The sequence below is a fragment of the Aquicoccus sp. SU-CL01552 genome, from assembly GCF_040365005.1.
Classification (GTDB): domain Bacteria; phylum Pseudomonadota; class Alphaproteobacteria; order Rhodobacterales; family Rhodobacteraceae; genus Antarcticimicrobium.
Window position 1 is genome coordinate 137,903 of the sequence record NZ_BAABWV010000007.1, and the last position, 24,040, is coordinate 161,942.

The window sequence follows — 24,040 nt, forward strand, 5'->3', positions numbered from 1 at the left end:
TTGTACGAAACCGCCCTGAAACTCCCCGAAACGGCGAACTGCGCGGCGCGAAAATCCCCCTCCGACTCACGCTCGGGGGCCGGTTAACGCATCGTGCGCACTTTCTCAGCGCAGTCGCTTCAACAGTTCGAGCGAGGCATAGCCGTCCGGCAACAGCCCGTTGGCCAGTTGATAGGCCCGCACCGCCGCCATCGTCTTCGGCCCGATCCGCCCGTCGATCCCCGCCGTCGAAAAACCCTTTGCGGTCAGATGCTTCTGCATTTCCTTGCGCTCGGTAAAACTCAGCCCCCGGTCGCCGCGCGGCCAGGTCGCGCGGATCGGCCCGCCGCCCGCGATCCGGTCGGCCAGGTGCCCGACCCCGATCACATAGGCATCCGCCGGGTTGTACCGCTCTATCACCTTGAAATTGTTGAAGATCATGAAGGCCGCCCCTCGTCCCCCGGCGGGCAGAAGGATCGCCGCTGCACCATGGTTCGGAACCGGTTTCCCGTCCATCCCCACGACCCCCATCCGGGCCCAGTCGGCGGGCGACTTCGTGATGGTCCGCTGCGCGAGGCGAAAGTCAAAATCTTGTGGCAGGCGAACCTCGACCCCCCAGGGCTGGTGTTTCGTCCAGCCAAACCGCTTGAGATAGGCAGCGGTCGAGGCCAGCGCATCGCTGGGATCCTCGGACCAGATATCACGCCGCCCGTCGCCGGTGAAATCCACCGCATGCTCCAGGTAAGAGGTCGGCATGAACTGGGTATGCCCCATCGCCCCCGCCCAGCTTCCGGTCATCCGGTCCGGCGTGGTGTCGCCACTTTGCAGGATCCGCAGCGCCGCGATCAGTTGCGCCTCGAAAAAGCTGGCCCGCCGTCCCTCGAAGGCCAGCGTCGACAGCGAGCGAACCACGTTGTTGCGACCCCGGAACCCACCGAAATTGGTCTCCATTCCCCAGATCGCGAGGACCACCTCCCGGTCCACGCCATAGTCCCGTTCGATCCGGTCCAGAACCGCGCGGTGCTCCTGCAAGGCGTTGCGGCCATTGGAAATTCTGCTGTCGGAAACGGCGCTGTCGAGGTATTCCCAGATCGGTTTGACGAACTCCGACTGGTTGCGGTCGAGCCGGATCACCTCCGGGTCGAAGTGCACCCCGGCAAAGGCCCGGTCGAGGACATCACGGCGAATGCCCTGCGATGCCGCGCGCCGCTTGAAGGCCCGAACCCAGGCCTGGAACCGGGCGTTCTCAACCTCGTTACCCTCGGGCATGGTCGCCTCCATCCGGGCCGGGCGCAGGCTGGGCCGCAGCGATATCAACACCGAGGGCGCGGCACGCTGCACCGTATCCGACACCAAAGGTGGTCGGACCTCGGGACGGGGGGATCGTATGACTGCCTCTGCCACGACGGGAGTCGCCCCGCACAGGGCCAGCCCTGCGGCATATAACCAAACACGCATTTTTTTTGTCCTGTCAGACTGCTCAGCGCTGATTCTAGCGCGAAAACCGATCTCGCGAAAGCGGCCCGTATCCACGGGGGGCCGGGCGGCGCCTTTGTGCCGGGCTTAGCGCTGCCGTCGCAGCTTGCGCTTGGCCTTGTCGGACTTTTTCTTGGACCGCACCGGCTTGCGCTTGGGGGAACGTCCACGACCGGCGCCGGAACCGCGCGGCAAAGCCTTGTCCTCCAGCGTCAAGAGTTCCAGCTCCAGCCCGCCGGTCACCGGCGCGGCCTCGACCAGTCGCACGGTCACCCGCTGCCCGATGGCGATGGTCAGGCCGGTCTCGGAACCCATCAGCGTGCCGGCCTCGCGGTCGAAATGGAAATACTCGCGCCCCATGGTCCGGATCGGGATCAGCCCGTCGGCGCCGGTCTCGTCCAGTTTGACAAAGGCCCCGAACCGAGCGATTCCACTGATCCGCCCGGTGAACTCATTGCCGACCCGCTCGCTCAGATAGGCGGCAAGATAGCGGTCGGTCGTGTCGCGTTCGGCCATCATCGAGCGCCGCTCGGTCTCGGAGATATGCTCGGCGGTCCGGTCCAGCCGCTCGATCTCGTCGGGCTTCAACCCGTCCTCGCCCCAGCCATGGGCGGCGATCAGGGCGCGGTGCACGATCAGGTCGGCATAGCGTCGGATCGGAGAGGTGAAATGCGCGTATTGCCCCAGCGCGAGGCCGAAATGGCCAAAGTTTTCAGGGCTGTAATAGGCCTGTGTCATCGACCGCAGGGTCGAGAGGTTGATCAGCTCGGCGTCGTCGCTGTCGGCGGCCTGGTCCAGCAGCGCGTTGAGGTGCCGGGTCTGCAGCACCTGCCCCTTGGCCAGCGTGTAGCCCGCCGCCTGCGCCGTCTCGCGCAGCGCCTCGAGCTTCTCGGGACTGGGCTCCTCGTGGACGCGGAACAGCAGCGGCGAGCGTTTGGCGATCAGCGTCTCGGCGGCCGAGACATTGGCGAGGATCATGAACTCCTCGATCAGCCGGTGCGCGTCCAGCCGATCCCGGAAATTGACCGAGGCGACCTTGCCGTCGTCGCCCAGCACGATCCGCCGTTCCGGCAGGTCGAGGTCGAGCGGCTGGCGCTGCTCGCGCGCGTTGTGCAGCGCTCGGTAGGCGGCGTAGAGCGGTTTCAGGATCGGCTCCAGCAACGGTTCGGTTTTCTCGCTGGGATTGCCGTCGACTGCCTCCTGCACCTCACCATAGTGCAACGCGGCGGCCGAGCGCATCAGCCCGCGCACGAACCGATGGCCGATCTTGTGGCCTTGCGCGTCGATCTGCATCCGCACGGCGACACAGGCGCGCGGCACGTTTTCATGCAGCGAACACAGGTCACCCGACAGCCGGTCGGGCAACATCGGCACCACCCGGTCGGGGAAGTAGGAGGAGTTGCCGCGCTTGTACGCCTCGCGATCCAGCGCGCTGCCGGGACGGACGAAGGCGGCGACATCGGCGATGGCGACCCAGATAACGAAACCGCCGGGGTTCTTGGGATCGTCGTCGGGCAGGGCAAGACAGGCGTCGTCACGGTCGCGCGCATCGGCCGGGTCGATGGTGATCAGCGGCAGGTCGCGCAGATCCTCGCGTCCGCTCAGGCCCACGGGCTTGCAGGCGTCGGCCTCGGCGATCACGTCGTCGGGGAAGTCATCGGGAATGCCATGCTGGTGAATCGCGATCAACGACACCGCCCGCGGCGCGCTGGGATCGCCCAGACGCTCGACGATGCGCGCGCGGGGCAGGCCCATCCGGCCCTTTGGCCCGGCCTGTTCTGCCTCGACCAGTTCGCCATCCCTGGCGCCGTGGCGGGCGTCCTCGGCGACGCGCCATTCGGTGTTGGTGCCCTTGTCGATCGGCACGATGCGGCCACCCTCGGCGCCCTTGCGAAAGACGCCCAGCACCCGTTTTGGGTTGGTGCCGATGCGGCGGATCAGCCGCGCCTCGTAGTTGTGGTCTTCTTCGTGCACCAGCGTCAGCCGCGCGAGGATGCGGTCGCCCTCGCCCAGTGCGGGATCCGAGGCGCGCGGCATGATCAGAACCGTGGGTTCCACCCCCTCGCCGTGCCATTCCAGCGGGCGGGCGAACAGATCGCCGTCCTTGCCCGGCGCCTTGACCAGCAGCACGGTCACCGGCGGCAGGCTGTCGGCGTCACGATAGGTTTTCTTGCGCTTTTCCAGATGCCCCTCGGCCTCGAGTTCCTTGAGAACCCGTTTCAGGTCGATCCGGTCGGCCCCCTTGATCCCGAACGCCTTGGCGATATCGCGTTTGGAGGACTGGGTGGGGTGGGCGGAAATCCAGTCGAGGATTTCCTGTTTTGAGGGTATGCGCGTCATGGTTTCGGGGTAGCACGGCGCGCCGGGCGCGTCATCGCGAAAAGCGACCGGGTCGGCGCCGCCTCTGCTCGGCGGCGCATCGGGCCGTCACGCGAAATAGTCGCGCAGGATCCGGGTATAGATCGCCTTGAGCTGATGGATCTGCGCGACCGGCACCCGTTCGTCGACCTGGTGCATGGTCTGTCCGACCAGCCCGAATTCGACCACCGGGCAGTGATCCTTGACGAAACGCGCGTCCGAGGTGCCCCCGGTGGTCGACAGCACGGGCCGGACCCCGGTCTCGGCCTCGACCGCCGCGGACACCAGATCCGAGAGCGGCCCCGGCGGGGTGAGGAAGCTTTCGCCCGAGATCTTCACCTTCATCTCCACCGTGACACCGAAGTCTTGAGCCACCCGGTCGGCCTCGGCGCGCAGCCAGTCGCTCAGGTCGGCGCCGTTGTGGGTATCGTTGAACCGGATGTTCACCGTGCCGCTGCATTGCGCCGGGATCACGTTGGTCGCGGGATTGCCGGTGTCGATGGTCACCACCGCCAGCGTCGAGGGGTCGAAATGGTCGGTGCCCTTGTCCAGCTCGTGGCTGGCCAGCCGGTCCATCAGCCGGGCCATCGCCGGCAGCGGGTTTTTCGCCCGGTGCGGATAGGCGGAATGCCCCTGCTTGCCCACCACGGTGAACCATGCGGTCATCGAGCCGCGCCGACCGATCTTGATCATCTCGCCCATGGTCTCGGGGCAGGTCGGCTCGCCCACCAGGCAGACGGACATCTTTTCGCTGGCCTCGTCCATGTAGTCGAGCAGGGCGGTGGTGCCGTCCAGCGCATCGCCCTCCTCGTCGCCGGTGATGGCCAGGATCACCGCGCCGTCGGGCGGGGTGTTGGAGACGAAGTCGATGGCGGCGGCGGCAAAGGCGGCAACCCCCGATTTCATGTCGGTGGCGCCGCGCCCGTACAGCACGCCGTCCTTTTCCACCGCGCCGAAGGGCGGCACTGTCCAGGCGGCCTCATCGCCCACCGGCACCACGTCGGTATGGCCGTTGAAGCCGAAGCTGCGCGCATGTCCCTTGTCGCCCCAGCGGGCAAAGAGGTTGGAGACCACGCCACGGTCGACGCGGGTGCAGGCAAAGCCTGCTGCGCTCAGCCGCTCTTCCAGCAGCACCAGCGCGCCCCCCTCTTGCGGTGTGACCGAGGGGCAGCGGATCAGATCGGCGGTCAGCCGGGCGGGATCGGTAGCGGGCATTCGTGAGTATTCCTTTTGCCTGATGTGTGGGCGGCGCCAACTTGCGGCGAAACCGGCGTGATGCCAACCCCCGCCAAACCTGTACGCGTGCTTGCCCCGTTCAGGAATTCTGCGTAAGCAAAGTTAAAACGCTGGGACAGATGAAAAAGATTATCGCCATATTCACCTTGGTGACGGCGCTTTGGGCCCAGGCCGTCGCCGCCCAGACCCTGACCGTGACCACTGTCACGCGCCCCCCCTTCTCGATGGTCGAAGGCGGGGAGGAAGATGGATTCTCGATGGATCTTCTGGCCGCGCTGGCCGAGACTCAGGGCTGGGAGTATCGCGTCGAGCGGGTCGAGCGGTTCGGTGACATGCTGGCCGCGGTGACCGACGGCACCGCGACGGCGGATCTGGCCATTGCGAATATCTCGATCACCGCGGCGCGCGAGGCGGTGATGGATTTCAGCCAGCCGATCTTCGAGGCCGGGCTGCAGATCATGGTGCCGCCCGGTGATAGCGCCGGATCGTCGGTGTGGCGGGCGATCTTGTCGCCCGACCTGCTGCTGGCCATCGGTGCCGCCCTTGTCCTGCTGATCGGCGGCGGCATGTTGATGTGGCTGTTCGAACGCCGCGCGCAGCCCTATTTCGATCGCCCCGTGCACGAGGCATGGTTCCCCTCGTTCTGGTGGGCCCTGAACCTGGTGGTGAACGGCGGCTTCGAGGAGCGGGTGCCGCGCACCCTGCTCGGTCGTCTCTTCGGCGTGATCCTGGTGGTCTCATCGCTGTTCATCGTGTCGGTATTCGTCGCCAAGATCACATCGGTGATGACGGTCGAGGCGATCAGCGGCTCGGTCAACTCGGTCAACGACCTGTACGGCAAGCGGGTGGGCACGATCGAGGGGTCCACCGCCGCCGCCTTCCTTGACCGGCGCGAGATCGGCTATGACGGGTTCGGCGCGCTTGAGCCGATGCTGCAGGTCTTCGAGGCGGGCGAGGTCGAGGCGGTGGTCTTTGATGCGCCGATCCTTTCGCATTACGCCAACACCGCCGGGCGCGAGGTTGCGCAGTTGGCCGGGCCGGTGTTCCTGCGGGAAAACTACGGAATCGCCTTTCCCACCGGCAGCCCGCTGGTTGAAGAGGTGAACCAGGCCCTGCTGGCGCTGCGCGAGGACGGAACCTATGACCGTATCTACCGCGAGTGGTTCGGGCAGCGGCGCTGAGCGCCGCACGGTTCAGTGCAGGATGTCGTCGGGATCGGGCGCGTCGCCGAAAAACGGTGTCATCTGCGCCACGATCACCGCGTTCTCGTCCAGCGCCCTTTGCATCAGCGCGCGTTCCTCGTCGTCGATCTCGTGGCCGGCCTCTTGCCGTTCCGCCAGGGTGCCGTAGCCGGTGACATCCAGCGGCGCGGTCTCGGCCTGTTTCAGGATCGCCACGGTTTCACGCACCGCCTCGGCCTCGTCCACGCCCGAGGCGAAACATATCAGCGCGGCGCCGGTGGCGCCCTTGGGCAGGCCGTCGCCGGATTTCCGGCCGATCTGAACCAGCAGCGTATAAACCTGTTGGCGGGAGGGTTTGGATTTGGTGTTCATGTCGCGGGCCTTAGCGGCAACGGCCGGTCGCGGTCAAGCGCGGTGGTGGATGGCGGGCGTTCCAGATCTTTTTTAGCGAAGTTGAAGAGAACTGCACATTTTTGCCCAATTCTTTGTTCATAAGTGACGATTAAGAAAAACCGCTCAAGCGGCCCATTAATATTGAGGCATAGTTATGGTTACGGCTTCCGAGCTTCCTATCGACACGTCCGCTTCCGCGATGGACATGGCCGAGGCCATGTTCGGCAGCGGGATTTCCATCACATCGGCCAGCTACACCGGCGATTCCGATGCCTCGGGCATCTATTCCGACGGGGATTCGGTCGCGCCGAATCTGACGCCATCGGATACAGGCGTGATCCTGTCGACCGGCGAGGCCGAGGATATTACCCACAGTTCCGGTGATCCGAACAGGTTTGAGAATACAACGACGAATAACAACGACCCGGGCGATTCGGATCTCTCCGGCATTGCCGGGCAACAGACCTTTGACGCCGCCGTGTTCGAGGCCACCTTCGTGCCCGATGGCGACACGCTGACGATGCAGGTCACGTTCTCGTCCGAGGAATACCTGGAATACGTCGACTCCGGGTTCAACGATGCGGTCGGGATCTGGGTGAACGGGGTGCAGGCCGAACTGACGGTCGGGACCGGCGATATCACCATCGACAACATCAACGACGAGAGCAACGAGAACCTCTACGTCGACAACCCGCGCGAACTCGACCTCTACAACACCGAGATGGACGGGTTTACCGTCACCCTGACGCTGAAGGCGCCGGTGAACGCGGGCGAGGAGAATACCATCAAGATCGGCGTCGCCGATGCTGGCGACTCGCAGTGGGACAGCAACCTGCTGATCGCCGGGGATTCGATCCAGACGGCGCTGATCGCCGGTGACGACGTGATCGAGGTCCTGGGCGCCGAGGGCACCTTTGACATCCTGGAGAACGATGTCAGCAACACTGGCGGCACGCTGACCATCACCCAGATCAACAACCAGCCGGTGGTGGCGGGCGATACCATCATCCTGCCGACCGGCGAGGCGGTGACGCTGAACGCCGACGGCACCGTGACGGTCGAGGCAGACGGCGATTTCGAGACCAATACCTTCAGCTACCAGGTGTCCGACGACGACGGCAACACCGACACCGCCTTTGTCGAGATGACGACGCTGCCCTGCCTCGTGGCCGGCACGCTGGTCGAGACGCCGAATGGTTCGGTCACGGTGGAAAGCCTGAGACCGGGCGACATGGTCATGACCCGCGACGACGGCCCGCAGCCGGTGCGCTGGTGCGGCCGGGCCACCCGCCGCGCCAGCGGCCCGGATGCGCCGGTAGTGATCGAGGCCGGTGCGCTGGGCGATCATGATCGGGCCGAGCTTTCGCCGAATCACCGGGTCCTGATGAAATCGGCCCGCGCGGAACTGCTGTTCGGAGAGGGTGAGGTTCTGGTCAAGGCCAAGGACCTGGTGAACGGGTCCACCGTGCGCCTGCGCCGCGACGGCGGGGCGGTCACCTATGTGCATGTCATGTTCGACCAGCACCAGATCATTCGTGGAAACGGCCTGGAAAGCGAGAGCTATCATCCCGGGCGGGAGACCGTCGAAAGCTTTGACGCCGAAACGCGGGAAGAAATCCTGCGGCTGATGCCCGATGCCGCCGACCACGACGGGTTCGGCTATGGCCCCTCGGCGCGCCCCTCGCTGCGCGGTTTCGAGAGCCGGGCGTTGCTGGAGGCCTGATCCGGACCGGACGGCAAACGAAACAGGGGCGGCCAGATGGCCGCCCCTTTGCATTTCCGGAACGTCGTCGCGATCAGTCGCGCAGCAGCTCGTTGATGCCGGTCTTGGAGCGGGTCTGCGCATCCACCCGTTTCACGATCACCGCACAATAGAGGTTGATGCCGTTCTTGGACGGCATCGAGCCGGAGACCACCACCGAATAGGGCGGCACCTCGCCGTACATCACTTCGCCGGTTTCGCGGTCGACGATCTTGGTCGACTGGCCGATGAACACCCCCATGCCGAGGACCGAACCTTCGCGGATGATGCAACCCTCGACCACCTCGGAGCGGGCGCCGATGAAACAATTGTCCTCGATGATCGTCGGGCCGGCCTGCATCGGCTCCAGCACGCCGCCGATGCCGACGCCACCCGACAGGTGCACGCCCTTGCCGATCTGGGCGCAGCTGCCCACCGTGGCCCAGGTATCGACCATGGTGCCCTCGTCGACATAGGCGCCGAGGTTGACGAAAGAGGGCATCAGCACCACGCCGGGCGCGATATAGGCCGATTTGCGCACGATGCAGTTGGGGACGGCGCGAAAGCCCGCGGCACCCCATTCGTTGTCGCCCCAGCCCTTGAACTTGCTGTCGACCTTGTCCCACCAGCCCGAGCCCTGCGGGCCGTTGTCGTGCACTTCCATGTCCTTGATGCGAAAGCCCAGCAGGACGGCCTTTTTCGCCCATTGGTTCACATGCCAGGATCCGTCGGCCTGTTTCTCGGCCACGCGCAGGCTGCCGCTGTCGAGCGCGTTCAGAGTGTCTTCGATGGCTTCGCGGGTTTCGCCGCCGGTCGAGGGGGTGATGCTGTCGCGGGTTTCCCACGCGGATTCGATCGCGGCTTCCAGTTGGGCGTTGGACATCTTTCTCTCCTCGTCCGATCGGGTTTCATGCCCTATAGCGGGCGCGCCGCTTGGCGACAATCCGTCAGCACCCCTGCAAGGAGAGATACCCATGGCCAAAGCCATTCACAGCATGATCCGCGTCCTCGACGAGGCGCGCTCGGTCGCCTTCTACGACACCGCATTCGGCCTGAAGGTCGCCGACCGGCTGGATTTCCCCAGTTTCACCCTTGTGTACCTCAGCAACGAGGAAACCGGGTTCGAGCTGGAGCTGACGGTGAACAAGGACCGGACCGAGCCCTATGACCTGGGCGATGGTTATGGGCACCTGGCGGTGTCGGTCGCGGATCTGGCGGCGGAACATGCGCGGCTCAAGGCGGCGGGGCTGGCCCCGCGCGACATCGTGGCCTTTGCCCCCGCCGGCGAGGTGATCGCCGAGTTCTTCTTCATTGCCGATCCCGACGGGTACCAGATCGAGGTGCTCAAGCGCGGCGGGCGCTACCTGTAACAGGCGGCGGGCCGGTCACCCCAGCGGATCGGACGCGATGTTGCCACCACAGACCAGCACCGCGACCCGCTCGCCCGGCTCCGGCACATAGGCGCCCGACATCAGCGCGGCGAGCGCGGTGGCGCCGGCCGGCTCGACCAATTGCCGCCGCTCCTGCCACAGGGCACGCTGGGCGGTGGCGATGGCGTCATCACGGACCAGAACCGATTGCGCCTCGAAATTCCGGGCCAGGTCGAAACAGATCTGCCCGATCCGCCGCGCCCCCAACGCGTTGGCGGCGATGCCGGAGACCTCCACATCCACCGGCTCGCCCGCCGCCAGCGCGGCGTTCAGCGCGCAGGAGGTTTCGGGTTCCACCGCCACCACCTTGCGCGCCCCGCGCAACCAGGCCAGCGCGCCCGCGATCAGCCCGCCGCCGCCCACCGCGATCAGAACGGTATCGGCACGCAGCCCCTGGCCCTCCCACTCCCGCAGGCAAGTGCCCTGGCCCGCGACGGTGGCGGGCGCGTCATAGGCATGGATCTGCGCCGCCCCGGTCTCGGCCTCATAGGCCTGCGCGGCCTGGAACGCGTTGGCATACTCGCCGGCCACCACGTGCAGGTCGGCACCGGTGCGTTCGATCAGCGCGATCTTGGCCGGCCCCGCCATCTCGGGCACGAAGATTGCGGCGCGGTGCCCCAGCGCGCGGGCGGCATGGGCCACCGCCGCACCGTGGTTGCCTCCCGAGGCCGCGACCAGCCCCGCGTCGGGCACATCGCCGCCCAGCATCGTGTTGAACGCGCCGCGGGCCTTGAAACTGCCGGTGTGCTGCACCTGCTCGAGCTTCATCTCGACGGCAAAGGGCAGGTCGAACCCCGACACCTCCATCACCGGCGTGCGCACCACGTGGCCGGCAATCCGCGCCGCCGCCGCCTCGATATCCTGACGATCCACCATAGCTTGTCCTTCCCGGTTCGTGCCGGCCCAGATAACGGGGCTTTGGCGGAAAGGGCAACGGGGCTGGCTTGACGGCGCCGCCCCGACCGCCGCACCGGGGCATCTGGCCACCGACACGGGAACGCGATAAGGCTGCCCCCGAAGAATTGTTCAGGGCCAGTATCATGACAGACGATCGTCGCAGCGTTTTCCGCGATGCCCATTTTGACCGCACCACCGCACGGCAGGTTCCCGATACGCCTCAAAGCCGGTCGTCGACCTATCGGCTGGCCTTTACCGACGAAGAATTCATGTGCCGGGACGAGTTGCGCCCGGTGCGGTTGCAGCTCGAACTGCTCAAGCCGCAGCTTCTTCTGGAAGAGCGCCAGATCGAGAGCACGGTCGTCCTGTTCGGCGGCGCGCGCATCCCCGAGCCGGCGCAGAAGCACACTGCGCGCACCAAGACCCTGTCGCAACTGTCCGCATTTTACGACGAGGCCCGCGAGTTTGCCCGGCTGATGACCGAAAAGGCCATTGCCAGCGGCAACCGGGAATACGTGATCGCAACCGGCGGCGGGCCCGGCGTGATGGAGGCAGGCAATCGCGGCGCGCAGGAGGCCGGGGGCATTTCGCTGGGCCTGTCGATCGTGCTGCCGCACGAACAGGCGCCGAACGAATACGTGACGCCCGAGCTCAGCTTCAATTTTCACTATTTCGCGATCCGCAAGATGCACTTCCTGATGCGTGCCCGCGCCATCGGCGTGTTTCCGGGCGGCTTCGGGACCCTTGACGAGACCTTCGAGGCGCTGACCCTGATCCAGACCGGCCGCATGGACCGCGTGCCGTTCGTGTTCTTCGGGCGCAGCTTCTGGGAGACGGTGATCAACTGGCAGGCGCTGGCCGATGCCGGCACCATCTCGGACGAGGATCTGAGCCTGTTCCGCTTTGTCGATTCCGCCCAGGAGGCGGCCGATATTATCGAGAATTGGCAGCCCGCGCCGCCGCGTGACGTGATTCCCGGTCGGGGCTGATCACGCGCGCATCACCGTGACAACGCCCCCGCGTGGGGGCGTTTTGTCAGTGGATCTGGGTCGGAAGTACACCGAGTTCGGTGTTCTGGGGCAGCTTGGTTACCACCTGGGTACCCGCCACGTCCTTGATCGCATAGCCATAACCGGCAAGCCGGAATTTCCATTCCCGCGGGCTGACCGCCATCGCGCGCTCGCGCTTCAGCAGATCCAGAACCGGGGCCTCGACCGGGGTGCGGCAGATCGTGTATACCTGTGCCATCTTCAATATTCTCCTGCACTCATTACATTGTCCGTAATTTGGAAACTGATTGTTGATGACGGCTTAATTGGTCCCGGATTGTGAAATTTTGAGGGCAGGGCGGCCGAGACCGACACGGCTGTCAGCGCCAATGGGTCGCTGTCTTCGGCGACGCCAAGATGACAACCGCGCTGCTGGATCGCGTCACGCACCACTGTGTCATCATCGAGACCGGCAACACGTCATACCGCTTCGCGCAGGCTGCGGGATGTGCGATCTGTGTCGGCTACCGGAGCGGGCGGGCGATACGATCCATAACGCGGCGCTTTGTGTGTCGGCTGAGGGCGAGCTTCTCGGCAATCATCGCAAGATCCAGCTTTACGGCCCCGAAGAGGCAAAACGTTTCACCGCCGGAGCGCGCTATACCGTGTTCGATCTGGCCGGACGTAAGGCTGCCATTCTGATCTGTTACGACGTGGAATTTGCCCCGCATATTGCCGCGCTCAAACGCCGGGGCGTCGAGATCATCCTTGCTCCGACGGCGGCGATGGACCCGTTTGAGCATGTGGGAGAGCATGTCGTGCCGGCGATGGCCGCCAATCACGGGTTGAGCATCGCCTATGCGAACCTTTGCGGCACGGAGGCGCATCTGAGCTATTTCGGCGGTTCGGTGGTCGCAGGCGCGGACGGCAAGGTGCTTGCCAGTGCCGGACGTTCCCCGGCGATGCTTCTCGCCACTGTCCGCGCATGCTATGATCCGACGACGCTCTCCACACAGGAACGCGATTTCAGGCCGGTTAGCGACGAGGCATAATGCAACTCTCCGGAGCGGATATCCGATTGATGCGCGTGTTCGACGCGGTGGTGCGACACCGTGGGTTTGCTGCGGCGCAGGCCGAACTGAACGTCAGCCAATCGACGATTTCGACCCAGATCACCGCTTTCGAGGATCGTCTTGGCATGACGCTGTGCCGTCGCGGGCGGGCAGGATTTCGTCTGACGCAAAAAGGCGAGGCGGTACATGCGGCCGTGGTGCGTTTTCTCGCCGCCTCCGAAGAATTCGTGTCGGAAACCGCCGTGCTGCGCGGGGCGCTCTCCGGCACCTTGCGGATCGGTGTTGTGGATCACGTGGTGACCGATCCCAATTTTCGTCTGCCGGAGGCCATCGGCATGCTCGAGAAACGCGCCACCTCGCTGCGCTTCGAACTGGCGCAATGCAGTCCGCAGGATTTGCAGGCGCAGGTGCGCGATGGCTCCCTGCACCTGGGCATCGGGTCGTTTCCGCATAAGGTCGCGGGGCTTGATTACCAACCGCTCTACACGGAGACCAATTATCTCTATTGCGCCTCTAACCACCTGTTGTGGAACGTGGGCGAAGACAAGTTGACGCCGGAATTTGTCACCACCATGCGCACTGTCGGGCGCAGCTATTGGCGCGACGATCACTGGAACAACCGGGATTTTCCGAACTCTCCCGCCATGGCGCAGGGGCTGGAACAACAGCTGATCATGATCCTTTCCGGCGCCTATATCGGGTATCTGCCCGATCATTCCGTGACCACTTGGGTCGAGCGGGGGCGACTTAAACAGGTGCTCAGCGAGCGGTTTATCTATCGCTGTACCTTCGAGGCGATAACCCGCCCGGATGTCGATGCCTCGCCTTTGGCGCAGGAAATGCTCAAGGAGCTGTCGCGACTGTATGGTGAACAGTCAAACCCTGGCGCGGAAACTGCCAAAAAAAGCGGCGCGGCCTTCTGAAGCTTTCATTTTCATCGAACTAAGAATCTTCATCGCGATATTTTTAGGATGAAGACTTTCACGCATTCTCCGCCTGAACGAAGGAGAAAGCCGATGAGCGAGCACCGTTTCAATCAACCCCTCAGTGGTAACGACATGCCGCGTACGGGCGGCCTGGCCTCGATGATGCGCCTGCCTGTGGCGCAGAGCGCCGAGGGGCTGGATGCCTGTTTCCTGGGGATTCCGATGGACATTGGCACCTCGAACCGTCCGGGAACGCGCCTCGGTCCGCGCCAGATCCGCGATGAAAGCCGGATGATCCGCCCCTATAACATGGCGACGGGGGCCGCGCCTTTTGAGCATCTGCAAGTGGCCGACATCGGTGACGTGCCGGTCAATCTCTATGATCTGAAAAAATCCGTCGACATCATCGCCGAGCATTACCGCGGGGTTCTCGCGCACGGGGCGGTCCCGCTGACGCTCGGTGGCGATCACACTCTGACCTGGCCGATCCTGCGGGCCGTGGCGGAAAAACACGGCCCCGTCGCACTCATTCACGTCGATGCCCATTCCGACACCAATGAGGACATGTTCGGCGAGAAAGAAGCGCATGGCTGTCCGTTCCGCCGTGCCTGGGAAGAGGGCTGTCTGCAAAACGACAAGGTGTTCCAGATCGGGTTGCGTGGCACCGGCTATAGCAAGGCCGATTTCGACTGGGGTCGGGATCAGGGCTGGACCTGCATTCAGGCCGAAGAGTGCTGGCACAAATCGCTGACCCCGCTGATGACCGAGATCCGTGAAAAGATCGGCGATGCGCCGGTCTATCTGTCCTATGACATCGACAGTCTCGACCCGGCCTTCGCGCCCGGCACCGGTACGGTCGAGGTCGGTGGTCTGACCACGATGCAAGGTCTCGAGATCATCCGTGGCACTGCAGGTCTGAACCTTGTGGGTTGCGATCTCGTCGAGGTCTCGCCGCCCTACGATCCGGCGGGCAATACCGCCGTGATCGCAGCGAACTTCCTGTTCGAAATGCTCTGCGCGCTGCCCGGCGTGCCGCAGGGTCGCTGATCAAAAGCCGGATTTTTGGGAGTTATCCACCAATGCAAAGACGTCAATTCCTCAAGGCGAGCGCCGCAACCGTCGCCGCCCTTTCCGCGCCGACCGTTCTGCGCGCGGCCAATAACGCGCTCAAGGTCGGCACCTATGGCGGCTATTTTCAGGAGAGTTTCGACAAATACATCTACTCCGATTTCACCGCCGCCACCGGCATCGAGATCGAGAGCATTGCCGAGCCGACCGGCGAAGCGTGGCTCGTACAACTGGCGCAGGCCGCCCGCGCCGGTCAGGCCCCGGCGGACGTGTCGATGATGGCACAACTGGCCCGCCTCAAGGGCGAACGCTCCGGTCTCTGGGCCCCGCTCGACGAGACCGCCCTGAGCAATCTCGGCAACCTGCCGGAGCATTTCGTGCAACGCTATGAGGATGGCAAGCTCTATGGCACAGGCGCGGTGAGCTGGTACATCACGCTGGTGACCAACACCGAAGCCTACGCGGAAGCGCCGACCTCATGGACTGCGCTCTGGGATGCGGCCAATGCCGACAAGCTTGGGTTGATGTCGTTGGCGACCAACTCTTTCCTGCTGGAGATCACCGCGACGACCTATTTTGGCGGCACGGATATCCTCAAGACCGACGAGGGCGTGCTTCAGGTCATGGAAAAACTCGCCGAGTTGAAGCCCAACGTGCGCCTTTGGTATCGCGACGAAGGTCAGTTCCAGCAGGCGCTGGAAACCGGCGAAATCCCGATGGGGCAATATTACCACGACGTGACCGGTCTGGCCGCCTCGCAAGGCAAGCCCGTGCGCTCCAGCTTCCCGGATGAGGGCGCTGTCCTGGATAGCGGCTCTTGGGTGGTGTCGAAAGCCTCGAAAGCCATCGAGCCGGCGCAGGTGTTCATCGACTACATGGCGCAGCCGGAGATTCAGGCGAAACTGTCGCGCTTTGTCGGCACGGCCCCGACCGTGGCGCGCGAACTGACCGATCTCACTGACGAGGAATTCGCCGCCGTGTCTTCGGACAAGGCGCCGATCCTGCCGCTCACCCAGATCTATGTCGATCGCGGTGACTGGATCAACCAGATGTGGTCGGAAAAGATTACCGGCTAAACTTTCCCTGGCGTGCCGCGGCGGACCTCTTGCCGCGGCGCGATTTTCGACGACAGGAGATCCGACATGACCGAATTGCGCATCGACGGCCTGAGCAAGGACTTCGGTACATTCAGGGCACTCGATGACGTGTCGTTGGACATTCCCAATGGCAAATTCGTATGTCTGCTCGGCCCCTCGGGCTGTGGCAAAACCACGCTTTTGCGGCTGATCGCAGGGCTTGAAGCGCCAACGGAGGGGCGGGTCTATGTCGGTGGCTCCGACCAGACCGAAGTGCCAACGCACAAACGCGGCATGGGCATGGTGTTCCAGTCTCTCGCGCTTTTCCCGCATCTCGATGTCGCTGAAAACATCGCATATCCCCTCGCCATTCGTGGTGTCGACAAGGCAAAGCGCCGCGCGCGTGCCGAGGAATTGCTCGATCTGGTGCGCCTGCCGGGGCTTGGATCGCGCCGCATTCACCAATTGTCCGGCGGCCAGCGTCAGCGCGTCGCAATTGCCCGCGGGTTGTCTATCGACCCGCAGGTCTTCTTGCTGGATGAACCGTTGTCCGCGCTCGACGCCAGCCTGCGCGAACATATGCAGATCGAACTGCGCCAAATTCAGGAACGCCTCGGTGTGACCACCGTCGTCGTGACCCATGACCAGAAAGAGGCCCTGACCATGGCCGATCTGCTGATCGTGATGAAAGACGGTGTGATCCAACAGGCGGGCGCGCCGATGGAGTTGTATCACACCCCCGCCAACGCTTTCGTTGCGGAGTTCATCGGCACGACGAACCTGATGCCCTGCACCGTGGCAGATGGTGCGGTTTCCGTCCTTGGCCATGCTTTCCCGATCACTGACGGCGACCGGATCGCCATCACCTCCGGCGAGATGCATCTGTCGGTGCGTCCCGAACATGTGCTGCTCTGCCCCCCCGACGAGGGCCTGTCCGCCGAGATCACCTTTCTGCGCGATCTGGGCGAAAGCCTGCACGTCCTGATGCGCGTCGGCGATCAGGATATAACCGCGCATCTGCCCCCGGGGCATGGCCATGACCTGCGCACCGGCCAGACCATCGGCATCCGCTTTCGTGACGGGGAGAAGGTGGTGGTGCAATGAGCGCGACGTCTCTACAGACCGCCACTCCGCGCTGGCTCGGGCTCTGGCCCGCCGCCATGCTGACGCTGTTTTTCCTCGTGCCCTTTGGCATCATGTTGGCCGTCTCCGTCGCCCATCGCGATGTCAGTGGTTTCTATGAATGGGCTTTCGAATGGGACAGCTACGCGCGCTTCTTATCCGCCTTTTTCGGCAAGGTCATGGTGGTGTCGATCTCGGTTTCGCTTACCGCAGCGGCGATCTGTGTTGCGCTGGCCTTCCCGTTCACCGTCTTTCTGTCGAACATGGGGCACAAGGCCCAGACCCGTATTCTGGTCGTGTTGTTGTCCGCCCTGGCCCTGTCCGAGGTGATCATCGGCTTTTCGCTTTCCACGCTGTTGTCGCAGACCGCCGGCATCGGCAATCTGTTTCACTGGTTGGGCCTGATCGACGCGCCGCGCGCCTATACGCCCTCGCTCTTCGCGCTCATTGCGGGCCTGTGCTACATCGGCTTCCCGTTTGCCGTTCTGGTGCTCTACCCGCCGGTGTCGCGGCTTGACCCAGAGATCGTCGAAGCGGCGCGCGTCATGGGCGCCTCGGGCCCCCGCGCGTTCTTCGGCGTCATCGTCCCGAACCTGCGCGGCGCCATCGTCGGTGCCTTCATCCTCGTTTTCGTCTTCACGCTGGGTTCTTACCTGTTGCCGCAACTTCTCGGCCGGTCCGAGCACTGGACGCTCTCGGTGCACATAACCGATCAGGCGATTTATCAGTCCAACCTGCCCTTTGCTGCGGCCATGTCGGTGTTTCTCATGCTGGTGGCGCTGGCGCTTGTGGGGCTGGCCTCGCTGGCCGGACGTGAAAGGCGGGCGGCATGACTCGCGCTTTGAAAACCACCTATGTGCTGGTGATCCTCGCCCTGCTGGTCGCACCGCTGATCGTCGTGGCGGCGGTGTCTTTGAACGGCTCGCAGAGCCTGCGCTTTCCGCCGGTCGATCCGTCGCTGCGCTGGTATGGTGAGCTGTTTCGGCAAAGCGAATGGCTTGTGCCGCTGCGCCATTCCCTGGTGATCGCGGCCTGTGCGGCGGCGCTGGCGGTGGCGATTGCCCTGCCCTTGGCGTTGTTCGTTTGGGAAAGACGCGGCCTCGTCGCGCGGGCGCTCACCGGGATGGGGTTTGCCCCGTTTGCCTTGCCGCCCGTGATCTCTGCGCTCGGCTTCATGATCTTCTGGATGACGCTCGGCGGCTATGGCCAGATCTACGCGACCATCGTCTCTCACGGCATCTTCCTTGTGACCCTGCCTTTGGTGACCATCTCGCTGGGCCTCCAGGGAATCGACAGATCGTTGATCGAAGCTGCGCGGGTCATGGGGGCCGGACGCTGGGGAGTGTTTCGCACCGTCATCCTGCCGCTGCTGGTCCCCTTCATGGTCTCGGGCTATGCCTTCGCCTTCGTGCTCAGCCTCAACGAATACATCATCGCCTATATGGTCGCGGGGTTCACCGTCGAAACCCTGCCGATCAAGATCTTCAATGCCCTGCGCTATGGCTATACGCCGATCCTCGCCGTGGTCTCCGTCGTCTTCGCCGTGCTGTCGGCATTGATCTTCGGGCTGATCGGGCGGTTCGGCAACCTGCCGCGCCTTTTGGGGGCCGAACGGAGCCAACATGACTGACCTTCCCACGACGATGAACGCCGCGCTTTGCGATGCTCCGGGCGCGCCGCTTCGGATCGCCGAGGTGCCGGTGCCCGTGCCGGGACCGGGGCAGTACCTTGTGCGGCTCGAAGCCTGCGGCATCTGTCACTCGGACCTGCATGTGCAGCGCGGCGAGGAACCGATGCCGGAGGAGGCCTTCCCGCTCATTCTCGGGCATGAGGGCATCGGCCGGATCGTGGCGGGGGACGGTCCCCTTGCACTGGGCACCCGGATCGGCCTGCCGTGGCTCTATGAGACCTGCCAGCATTGCGATCCTTGCTTGACCGGGCATGAGACCTTTTGCCAGTCGCAAAAGGCGCGCGGCCTCGATGCCTATGGCGCGTTTGCGGAATATGCGATCGTTGAGGCGGCTTTCGCGACGGAAATTCCCGACGGACTCGATCCTGTCGCCGCGGGTCCGCTGTTGTGTGCCGGGCTGACCGCTTGGTCGGCGTTGGAGCGCTGCGACGTGCACGCCGGTCAGCGGCTTTTGATCGTGGGCGCAGGCGGGCTCGGCCAATATGCGATTGCCATCGGGCTGGCGCGCGGGCTTGAGGTCGCGGTGGTCGATCTCGATCCCGCCAAACGCGCCGAGGCGTTGCGCCATGGTGTGAGCCTGGCCGTGGCCCCGCACGAGGTCGATGCGATCCACGCCTGGGGCGGGGCCGACATCACGCTGAACTTCGCGCCAACTGCGAAGGTCTGGGATTTGATCGCCACTGTTGCCAATCCGCTGAGCCAGATCGTTGCCGTCGCTTTGGTGCACGATCCGGTGCCTTTGTCGATGATGTGGCTGATCAATGGAGGGCATCGGGTTTTGGGGTCCTCTGTCGGAACCCGTGCTGAATTGCGCGCCTTCTTGGCATTTGCCTCCAAACATATGCCACCGATCGAAATCGAGCCGGTGCCGTTTGACCAGGTCGCTGCGGGGCTCGAGCGCCTGGCCGCTGGGGATGTGAAAGGCCGGCTCGTTCTGAAAATGGGCGCCTGAAGCAGAACCTCAGGACCTTGTTGCACATATCCGTTATGCGGATTCATTGAACGAATCCCGTGCGTTAGGATCGGCTCATGCCAAAGCCGTATCCCACTTGCTATCGCACGACGGTCTGGTTCGCTCATAGTTCAGCGCTGCGACGGCATGGCCCCGCGAAACTGCTCCAGCCGCAGGGTTTTCCGCCGCGTCCCGCATAGGCGCGGATCACGTCTTCGGGGCGGCTGTCAACCTGCGCCGATCAGCGTAAACACCAACCGGACTCCGGTCGCGGCTGGATGAAGTTCAGTGGCAGGTCAGAACCTTAAAATCGATTCCCGTCCGTCCCTCAAGGCAACTGCGTCGGGTACTGTGACTGCGGCGTGAATTCTACGGCCAAGTTCCCTTGAAAATAGGGAAATACCTGGTCAGCGCACCGCAACATAGCCTCGCAGTGCTTCCTTGGTGACATCGCGAGCAATTTCAGCGCGCTTCATCGCGCCTTCATCGCGATACCAGATTCCGACCCAGTTGACCGCTCCGAGGATTACGAGGCTGGCCATTTTGGGATCCAGGTCCGCACGAAGTGACCCATCTGCGACTCCCTCGGCCAAGACTTCGCGCACCATCGTGTCCAGCCTGTCGCGGCTACGTTGCTCTCCACGATTGCTGCCGGAGGTGACAAATGGCGGCGTGTATCGCCAGAGATACTGCATGTCTTTCTGGGTCATCGCGAGGATATAGGCCTGCATTGCGGCGTCAAGTTTCTCGGCTGCGCTGCCGCTTCGGTCCATTGCTGCCTCGACACTCGTCACAAGCCGCTCCATCCCCGCCTCATAGCACTGCATCAGAAGGTCGTTCTTGCTTTTGACATAGTTGTAGAGCGCGGCCTTGGTCACGCCCAACTCGGCCGCGATGGCATCCAGCGGAACGTTTTCATACCCTTCAGCGCCGAACTTTTCGCTCGCACAGCGGACGATTTCCCGGCGCTTGAGATCGTGCAGTTTTGCTCGGGTCGGGAAGCCGGTGATTTCAGTCATTTGTGCAATCTCCTCAAGGAACGACCCAGCGTCAGCATACTGAACCCAACTGAAGTCCTTGCCAAACGATAAGATCTCAATCTATAGAAATATAAGTTACCGAGGGTTAGTTTTATTTCGCTTAGTTATTTTGGGCGATTGAAACTACAGGAGGCGGTAATCCGGTCGCAGGGGAGGGCTACCGATGTTCGAGAAAGTGCTGATCGCCAACCGTGGTGAGATCGCGATTCGGGTTGCGCGCACGGCTGCGGCCCTCGGCATCAAATCGGTCGCGGTGCATACCGTCGACGATTCGACATCGCTCCATGTCAAACATGCGGATGAACTGCGGCGACTGCCGGGTTCGGGTGTTGCCGGATATCTCGACATTGATGCGCTTGTCGCGATCGCCCTGGAGACCGGGTGCGACGCGGTGCACCCCGGCTACGGACTGTTGAGTGAGCGCGGCGATTTCGCAGAGGCCTGCGCCAAAGCGGGCTTGCTCTTTGTTGGCCCGGACGCAGCAACCTTGCGCCGTCAGGGCGACAAGGTTTCGGCCCGGAATTTGGCAGAAGAGGCCGGCGTTCCGGTTCTACGCGGATCCGACCCCTTCGCGACGGCCGAGGATGCCAAGGCCTATTTCGAGGCCCAAGGCGGCGTTCCATTGATGATCAAGGCGGTGAATGGCGGGGGCGGGCGCGGCATGCGCGTGGTTCACTCCGCCGAAGGTATCGAAAGCGCCTTCGCGCAGGCCGAAGCCGAGGCGACGGCAGCCTTCGGCGACGGTGCACTCTATGCCGAACGCTTCCTGGCCTCCGTGCGCCATATCGAGGTACAGATCATCGGGGACGGTGCCGATGTGACCCACCTGTGGGAACGTGACTGCTCTGTGCAAAGGCGCCATCAGAAGATCATCGAACTGGCACCAGCACCAAACCTTGCCCCCGCCACGAGAAACGCGCTGCTGAACGCGGCGGTCGCAATCGGAAAGGCCTGCGGGTATCGCGGCATCGGCACAGTCGAGTTCCTCGTGGAGGACACCGGTGACTTCTATTTCATCGAGACCAACCCCCGTATTCAGGTCGAGCACACGATCACCGAGGAGATCACCGGCCAGGACCTTGTGGAAATTCAGTTCGCACTGGCTTCCGGTTCCAGTTTGGCGGAACTGGGGTTGGATAAGCCGCCGGCGACGCCGGCCGGATACAGCGTGCAGGCCCGAATTAATACCGAGCGGTTGTCTCCCGATGGCATTTTCGCGCCGACCGGCGGGAAGCTGAGCAGCTATCAGGCTCCATCCGGCCCAGGGGTGCGGATCGATAGCTATGCCTATCCGGGCTACAGCACGAACCCGAGCTTCGATTCGATGTTGGTCAAGCTTGTCATCCATGAGAAGTCCGATGATCTCGGGCGCCTGTTTGCACGAGCTGAACGGGCGCTGTCGGAGTTCCTGATCGGAGGGGTTGAAACCAACATCGGTTTTCTGCGGGCGCTTCTTTCACTGCCACGATTGGCAAGCTGGGATGTCGATGTTCGCATGCTCGATACCCTCATGCCCGACCTTGTTCGCTGCCAGCCAGGGCAGGACCGGTTCTTCTGGTCCGAAACCGCCGAGGACGAGTCCACGACCACCATTCCCCAAGGCGCGATTGCGCTTTGCGCCCCAACGCAAGCGGTGGTCCAGGAGCTTCACGTGGTCATGGGGGACACCATCGCAAAGGGGCAAGAGGTTGCCATGGTCGAGGCAATGAAGATGCAACACACCATACTGGCGGAAAGGGGCGGAACCGTGGTCGCGCTCTATGCTGCTGCGGGGGACACGATCTCCTCAGGAATGCCTATCCTCGCCTATATCCCCGATGACTCGCTGGGCGAGACTTCGACAGAAGAATCCTTGCCCGACCCGGACCATATCCGAAGCGATTTGCGCATCCTTCAGGATCGTCTTGCGCGCACGTTGGATGAAAACAGACCTAAGGCAGTTGAGCGCCGCCGCAGCCGGGGGCAGCGGACCACCCGGGAAATCGTCGACGCGCTGTGCGAGGGCGGGGATTTTCACGAGTATGGGCAGCTCGTATTGGCCGGGCAGCGTCGCAAGCTGGGTATCGAGACGCTGATTGACGTTTCTCCCGCCGACGGGATCGTGACGGGTGTTGGTGCGATCAACGCGCGATCCTTTGCCGAAGACCGCTCCCAGGTCGCTTTGATGGCATACGATTCCACCGTCATGGCGGGGACGCAGGGCTATTTCGGACATCTGAAAACCGACCGGATGATCGAAGTGGCCCACAAGCGGGGCCTTGCATCGATCTTCTTCACCGAAGGCGGCGGCGGCCGGCCGAACGACGATGATTTCGCCCAGACGGTGCAGTCCGGCCTCAAGGTTACGACATTCGCGGAATACGCCAGGCTCAAAGGGTGGGGGCCACGCATCACCGTCAATTCCGGGTTCTGCTTCGCCGGGAACGCGGCATTGTTCGGTACAGGAGACATCCGGATCGCCACACGAAACAGCTGGATCGGCCTCGCCGGACCGGCAATGATCGAGGCCGGTGGCATCGGCGCGTTCCACCCCAAGGAAATCGGGCCCGCCCCGATGCACGCCGAGAACGGTTTGCTGGATATCCTTGCCGAAGACGATGACGAGGCGATCGCGGCAACGCGTGCCGTTCTCTCTTACTTCCAGGGTGCCTTGCCGGACTGGGAGGCGCCGGATCAACGCGTTTTGCGCCACGCCATTCCCGAAAACCGCAAGAAGACCTATCACATCCGCCCGGTGATCGAACAATTGGCCGATACGGGCAGCTTTCTTGAACTGGGCGCGCAGCACGCGGCGGGGATGGTCACGGGCTTTCTCCGTATCGAGGGGCGGCCCATGGGGGTGATCGCCAACAACCCGATGTACCTAGGGGGGGCGCTGGACGCTGCGGCCTCTGCCAAGGCGGCGCATTTTCTCAAGCTGTGCAGCAAATTCGAGCTGCCGGTTCTTTCGCTCTGCGATACGCCCGGCTTCATGGTCGGTCCTGAAAGCGAAGCCCAGGGGGGCGTTTCTGCCGCCTGCGACCTGATCTCGGCGGGGGCCAACCTGACGGCGCCGATGTTCTTTGTCTGCCTGCGGAAGGGCTATGGAATCGGAGCGCAAGCAATGGCTGCGGGAAGCCTTGCTGAACCTGCGTTCTCGATCGCTTGGCCAACCGGCGAGTTCGGGCCGATGGGCTTGGAAGGCGCAGTGCAGCTCGGCTACCGCAAGGAGCTTGAAGCCGAAACCGACCCCGTCGCGCGCGAAGCATTGTACACCCGCCTGGTCAACGAACTCTACGAACGCGGGGGCGCCATTAACGTGGCGTCAACGCACGAGATCGACGCCGTGATCGATCCCGCCGAGACGAGGGGATGGATCGCCAAGGGAATGCGCATGACAGCAAATCGTTAGTCCGACAGACCGGATTTGGGGA

Annotated in this window: 21 protein-coding genes and 1 pseudogene; 14 read left to right on the forward strand and 8 right to left on the reverse strand. The window is 63.6% G+C overall.

Going from position 1 to position 24,040, the window contains the following annotated elements; genetic code table 11:
- Nucleotides 1-105: 105 nt before the first annotated feature.
- From ABWV23_RS10205 to dapE, 3 genes are all read right to left on the reverse strand, one after another.
- Nucleotides 106-1,437, reverse strand: a complete 1,332-nt coding sequence (locus tag ABWV23_RS10205) for a lytic murein transglycosylase (RefSeq protein ID WP_502901643.1) — start codon at nt 1,435-1,437, stop codon at nt 106-108.
- 105 nt (nt 1,438-1,542) lie between these two features.
- Nucleotides 1,543-3,795 (reverse strand): ribonuclease R, encoded by a 2,253-nt coding sequence (rnr, locus tag ABWV23_RS10210; protein WP_353347350.1) that lies wholly within the window; start codon nt 3,793-3,795, stop codon nt 1,543-1,545.
- Between the two features lie 87 nt (nt 3,796-3,882).
- Nucleotides 3,883-5,028, reverse strand: coding sequence for a succinyl-diaminopimelate desuccinylase (gene dapE / locus ABWV23_RS10215; protein ID WP_353347351.1), 1,146 nt, complete (start codon nt 5,026-5,028; stop codon nt 3,883-3,885).
- A gap of 140 nt (nt 5,029-5,168) precedes the next feature.
- Here dapE and ABWV23_RS10220 point away from each other — a divergent pair, with 140 nt between their 5' ends.
- Nucleotides 5,169-6,230: a transporter substrate-binding domain-containing protein gene (locus ABWV23_RS10220; protein ID WP_353347352.1), complete on the forward strand. Its 1,062-nt coding sequence runs from the start codon at nt 5,169-5,171 to the stop codon at nt 6,228-6,230.
- A gap of 12 nt (nt 6,231-6,242) precedes the next feature.
- Here ABWV23_RS10220 and ABWV23_RS10225 read toward each other — a convergent pair whose 3' ends face one another.
- Nucleotides 6,243-6,602, reverse strand: a complete 360-nt coding sequence (locus tag ABWV23_RS10225) for a DUF8846 family protein (protein WP_353347353.1) — start codon at nt 6,600-6,602, stop codon at nt 6,243-6,245.
- 175 nt (nt 6,603-6,777) lie between these two features.
- On the opposite strand from ABWV23_RS10225, the gene ABWV23_RS10230 reads away from it, so the two are divergent.
- Nucleotides 6,778-8,346, forward strand: a complete 1,569-nt coding sequence (locus tag ABWV23_RS10230; RefSeq protein ID WP_353347354.1) for a choice-of-anchor L domain-containing protein — start codon at nt 6,778-6,780, stop codon at nt 8,344-8,346.
- A gap of 73 nt (nt 8,347-8,419) precedes the next feature.
- Here the strand turns inward: ABWV23_RS10230 and dapD are convergent, their stop codons facing one another.
- Nucleotides 8,420-9,247 carry a 2,3,4,5-tetrahydropyridine-2,6-dicarboxylate N-succinyltransferase gene (gene dapD / locus ABWV23_RS10235; protein WP_353347355.1) on the reverse strand — a complete coding sequence of 276 codons (828 nt, stop codon included), beginning with the start codon at nt 9,245-9,247 and terminating at the stop codon, nt 8,420-8,422.
- A 91-nt stretch (nt 9,248-9,338) separates the two neighbouring features.
- Between dapD and ABWV23_RS10240 the strand changes: the two genes are divergently transcribed.
- Entirely contained in the window at nt 9,339-9,734 is a 396-nt protein-coding gene (locus ABWV23_RS10240) for a VOC family protein (RefSeq protein WP_353347356.1), read from the forward strand.
- Nucleotides 9,735-9,749: 15 nt separating this feature from the next.
- Here ABWV23_RS10240 and ABWV23_RS10245 read toward each other — a convergent pair whose 3' ends face one another.
- Nucleotides 9,750-10,670 carry a threonine/serine dehydratase gene (locus tag ABWV23_RS10245; RefSeq protein ID WP_353347357.1) on the reverse strand — a complete coding sequence of 307 codons (921 nt, stop codon included), beginning with the start codon at nt 10,668-10,670 and terminating at the stop codon, nt 9,750-9,752.
- 164 nt (nt 10,671-10,834) lie between these two features.
- Here ABWV23_RS10245 and ABWV23_RS10250 point away from each other — a divergent pair, with 164 nt between their 5' ends.
- Nucleotides 10,835-11,680 (forward strand): LOG family protein, encoded by an 846-nt coding sequence (locus ABWV23_RS10250; protein WP_353347358.1) that lies wholly within the window; start codon nt 10,835-10,837, stop codon nt 11,678-11,680.
- 46 nt (nt 11,681-11,726) lie between these two features.
- On the opposite strand, the gene ABWV23_RS10255 is transcribed toward ABWV23_RS10250, so the two are convergent.
- Nucleotides 11,727-11,939, reverse strand: coding sequence for a hypothetical protein (locus ABWV23_RS10255; protein WP_353347359.1), 213 nt, complete (start codon nt 11,937-11,939; stop codon nt 11,727-11,729).
- Between the two features lie 128 nt (nt 11,940-12,067).
- Here ABWV23_RS10255 and ABWV23_RS10260 point away from each other — a divergent pair.
- From ABWV23_RS10260 to ABWV23_RS10300, 9 genes and pseudogenes are all read left to right on the forward strand, one after another.
- Nucleotides 12,068-12,172: pseudogene (locus ABWV23_RS10260) on the forward strand (ATP-binding protein); the annotation flags it as partial.
- A 14-nt stretch (nt 12,173-12,186) separates the two neighbouring features.
- Nucleotides 12,187-12,732 carry a nitrilase-related carbon-nitrogen hydrolase gene (locus ABWV23_RS10265; protein ID WP_353347360.1) on the forward strand — a complete coding sequence of 182 codons (546 nt, stop codon included), beginning with the start codon at nt 12,187-12,189 and terminating at the stop codon, nt 12,730-12,732.
- A gap of 29 nt (nt 12,733-12,761) precedes the next feature.
- Nucleotides 12,762-13,676 (forward strand): LysR family transcriptional regulator, encoded by a 915-nt coding sequence (locus tag ABWV23_RS10270; protein ID WP_353347361.1) that lies wholly within the window; start codon nt 12,762-12,764, stop codon nt 13,674-13,676.
- Between the two features lie 93 nt (nt 13,677-13,769).
- Nucleotides 13,770-14,726 carry an agmatinase gene (gene speB / locus ABWV23_RS10275; protein ID WP_353347362.1) on the forward strand — a complete coding sequence of 319 codons (957 nt, stop codon included), beginning with the start codon at nt 13,770-13,772 and terminating at the stop codon, nt 14,724-14,726.
- A gap of 32 nt (nt 14,727-14,758) precedes the next feature.
- A complete protein-coding gene (locus tag ABWV23_RS10280; protein ID WP_353347363.1) occupies nt 14,759-15,823 on the forward strand; it encodes an ABC transporter substrate-binding protein in 1,065 nt (354 codons plus the stop codon).
- A 66-nt stretch (nt 15,824-15,889) separates the two neighbouring features.
- Entirely contained in the window at nt 15,890-16,927 is a 1,038-nt protein-coding gene (locus ABWV23_RS10285) for an ABC transporter ATP-binding protein (protein ID WP_353347364.1), read from the forward strand.
- Entirely contained in the window at nt 16,924-17,778 is an 855-nt protein-coding gene (locus ABWV23_RS10290) for an ABC transporter permease (protein ID WP_353347365.1), read from the forward strand. Before ABWV23_RS10285 ends, ABWV23_RS10290 begins: the two co-directional genes overlap by 4 nt.
- A complete protein-coding gene (locus ABWV23_RS10295) occupies nt 17,775-18,575 on the forward strand; it encodes an ABC transporter permease (protein WP_353347366.1) in 801 nt (266 codons plus the stop codon). The genes ABWV23_RS10290 and ABWV23_RS10295 overlap by 4 nt, the downstream gene beginning before the upstream one ends.
- Nucleotides 18,568-19,587 carry an alcohol dehydrogenase catalytic domain-containing protein gene (locus ABWV23_RS10300; RefSeq protein ID WP_353347367.1) on the forward strand — a complete coding sequence of 340 codons (1,020 nt, stop codon included), beginning with the start codon at nt 18,568-18,570 and terminating at the stop codon, nt 19,585-19,587. Before ABWV23_RS10295 ends, ABWV23_RS10300 begins: the two co-directional genes overlap by 8 nt.
- Before the next feature lie 407 nt (nt 19,588-19,994).
- Here ABWV23_RS10300 and ABWV23_RS10305 read toward each other — a convergent pair whose 3' ends face one another.
- Nucleotides 19,995-20,606, reverse strand: coding sequence for a TetR/AcrR family transcriptional regulator (locus ABWV23_RS10305; protein ID WP_353347368.1), 612 nt, complete (start codon nt 20,604-20,606; stop codon nt 19,995-19,997).
- A 184-nt stretch (nt 20,607-20,790) separates the two neighbouring features.
- Between ABWV23_RS10305 and ABWV23_RS10310 the strand changes: the two genes are divergently transcribed.
- Nucleotides 20,791-24,018, forward strand: coding sequence for an acetyl-CoA carboxylase family protein (locus ABWV23_RS10310; RefSeq protein ID WP_353347369.1), 3,228 nt, complete (start codon nt 20,791-20,793; stop codon nt 24,016-24,018).
- Nucleotides 24,019-24,040: the final 22 nt, after the last annotated feature.

What these genes read in the sequence shown, in the direction of transcription:
- ABWV23_RS10205 (WP_502901643.1), bottom strand. Translation starts at nt 1,437, where the DNA reads ATGCGTGTTTGGTTATATGCCGCAGGGCTGGCCCTGTGCGGGGCGACT.
- rnr (WP_353347350.1), bottom strand. Translation starts at nt 3,795, where the DNA reads ATGACGCGCATACCCTCAAAACAGGAAATCCTCGACTGGATTTCCGCC.
- dapE (WP_353347351.1), bottom strand. Translation starts at nt 5,028, where the DNA reads ATGCCCGCTACCGATCCCGCCCGGCTGACCGCCGATCTGATCCGCTGC.
- ABWV23_RS10220 (WP_353347352.1), top strand. Translation starts at nt 5,169, where the DNA reads ATGAAAAAGATTATCGCCATATTCACCTTGGTGACGGCGCTTTGGGCC.
- ABWV23_RS10225 (WP_353347353.1), bottom strand. Translation starts at nt 6,602, where the DNA reads ATGAACACCAAATCCAAACCCTCCCGCCAACAGGTTTATACGCTGCTG.
- ABWV23_RS10230 (WP_353347354.1), top strand. Translation starts at nt 6,778, where the DNA reads ATGGTTACGGCTTCCGAGCTTCCTATCGACACGTCCGCTTCCGCGATG.
- dapD (WP_353347355.1), bottom strand. Translation starts at nt 9,247, where the DNA reads ATGTCCAACGCCCAACTGGAAGCCGCGATCGAATCCGCGTGGGAAACC.
- ABWV23_RS10240 (WP_353347356.1), top strand. Translation starts at nt 9,339, where the DNA reads ATGGCCAAAGCCATTCACAGCATGATCCGCGTCCTCGACGAGGCGCGC.
- ABWV23_RS10245 (WP_353347357.1), bottom strand. Translation starts at nt 10,670, where the DNA reads ATGGTGGATCGTCAGGATATCGAGGCGGCGGCGGCGCGGATTGCCGGC.
- ABWV23_RS10250 (WP_353347358.1), top strand. Translation starts at nt 10,835, where the DNA reads ATGACAGACGATCGTCGCAGCGTTTTCCGCGATGCCCATTTTGACCGC.
- ABWV23_RS10255 (WP_353347359.1), bottom strand. Translation starts at nt 11,939, where the DNA reads ATGGCACAGGTATACACGATCTGCCGCACCCCGGTCGAGGCCCCGGTT.
- ABWV23_RS10265 (WP_353347360.1), top strand. Translation starts at nt 12,187, where the DNA reads ATGTGCGATCTGTGTCGGCTACCGGAGCGGGCGGGCGATACGATCCAT.
- ABWV23_RS10270 (WP_353347361.1), top strand. Translation starts at nt 12,762, where the DNA reads ATGCGCGTGTTCGACGCGGTGGTGCGACACCGTGGGTTTGCTGCGGCG.
- speB (WP_353347362.1), top strand. Translation starts at nt 13,770, where the DNA reads ATGAGCGAGCACCGTTTCAATCAACCCCTCAGTGGTAACGACATGCCG.
- ABWV23_RS10280 (WP_353347363.1), top strand. Translation starts at nt 14,759, where the DNA reads ATGCAAAGACGTCAATTCCTCAAGGCGAGCGCCGCAACCGTCGCCGCC.
- ABWV23_RS10285 (WP_353347364.1), top strand. Translation starts at nt 15,890, where the DNA reads ATGACCGAATTGCGCATCGACGGCCTGAGCAAGGACTTCGGTACATTC.
- ABWV23_RS10290 (WP_353347365.1), top strand. Translation starts at nt 16,924, where the DNA reads ATGAGCGCGACGTCTCTACAGACCGCCACTCCGCGCTGGCTCGGGCTC.
- ABWV23_RS10295 (WP_353347366.1), top strand. Translation starts at nt 17,775, where the DNA reads ATGACTCGCGCTTTGAAAACCACCTATGTGCTGGTGATCCTCGCCCTG.
- ABWV23_RS10300 (WP_353347367.1), top strand. Translation starts at nt 18,568, where the DNA reads ATGACTGACCTTCCCACGACGATGAACGCCGCGCTTTGCGATGCTCCG.
- ABWV23_RS10305 (WP_353347368.1), bottom strand. Translation starts at nt 20,606, where the DNA reads ATGACTGAAATCACCGGCTTCCCGACCCGAGCAAAACTGCACGATCTC.
- ABWV23_RS10310 (WP_353347369.1), top strand. Translation starts at nt 20,791, where the DNA reads ATGTTCGAGAAAGTGCTGATCGCCAACCGTGGTGAGATCGCGATTCGG.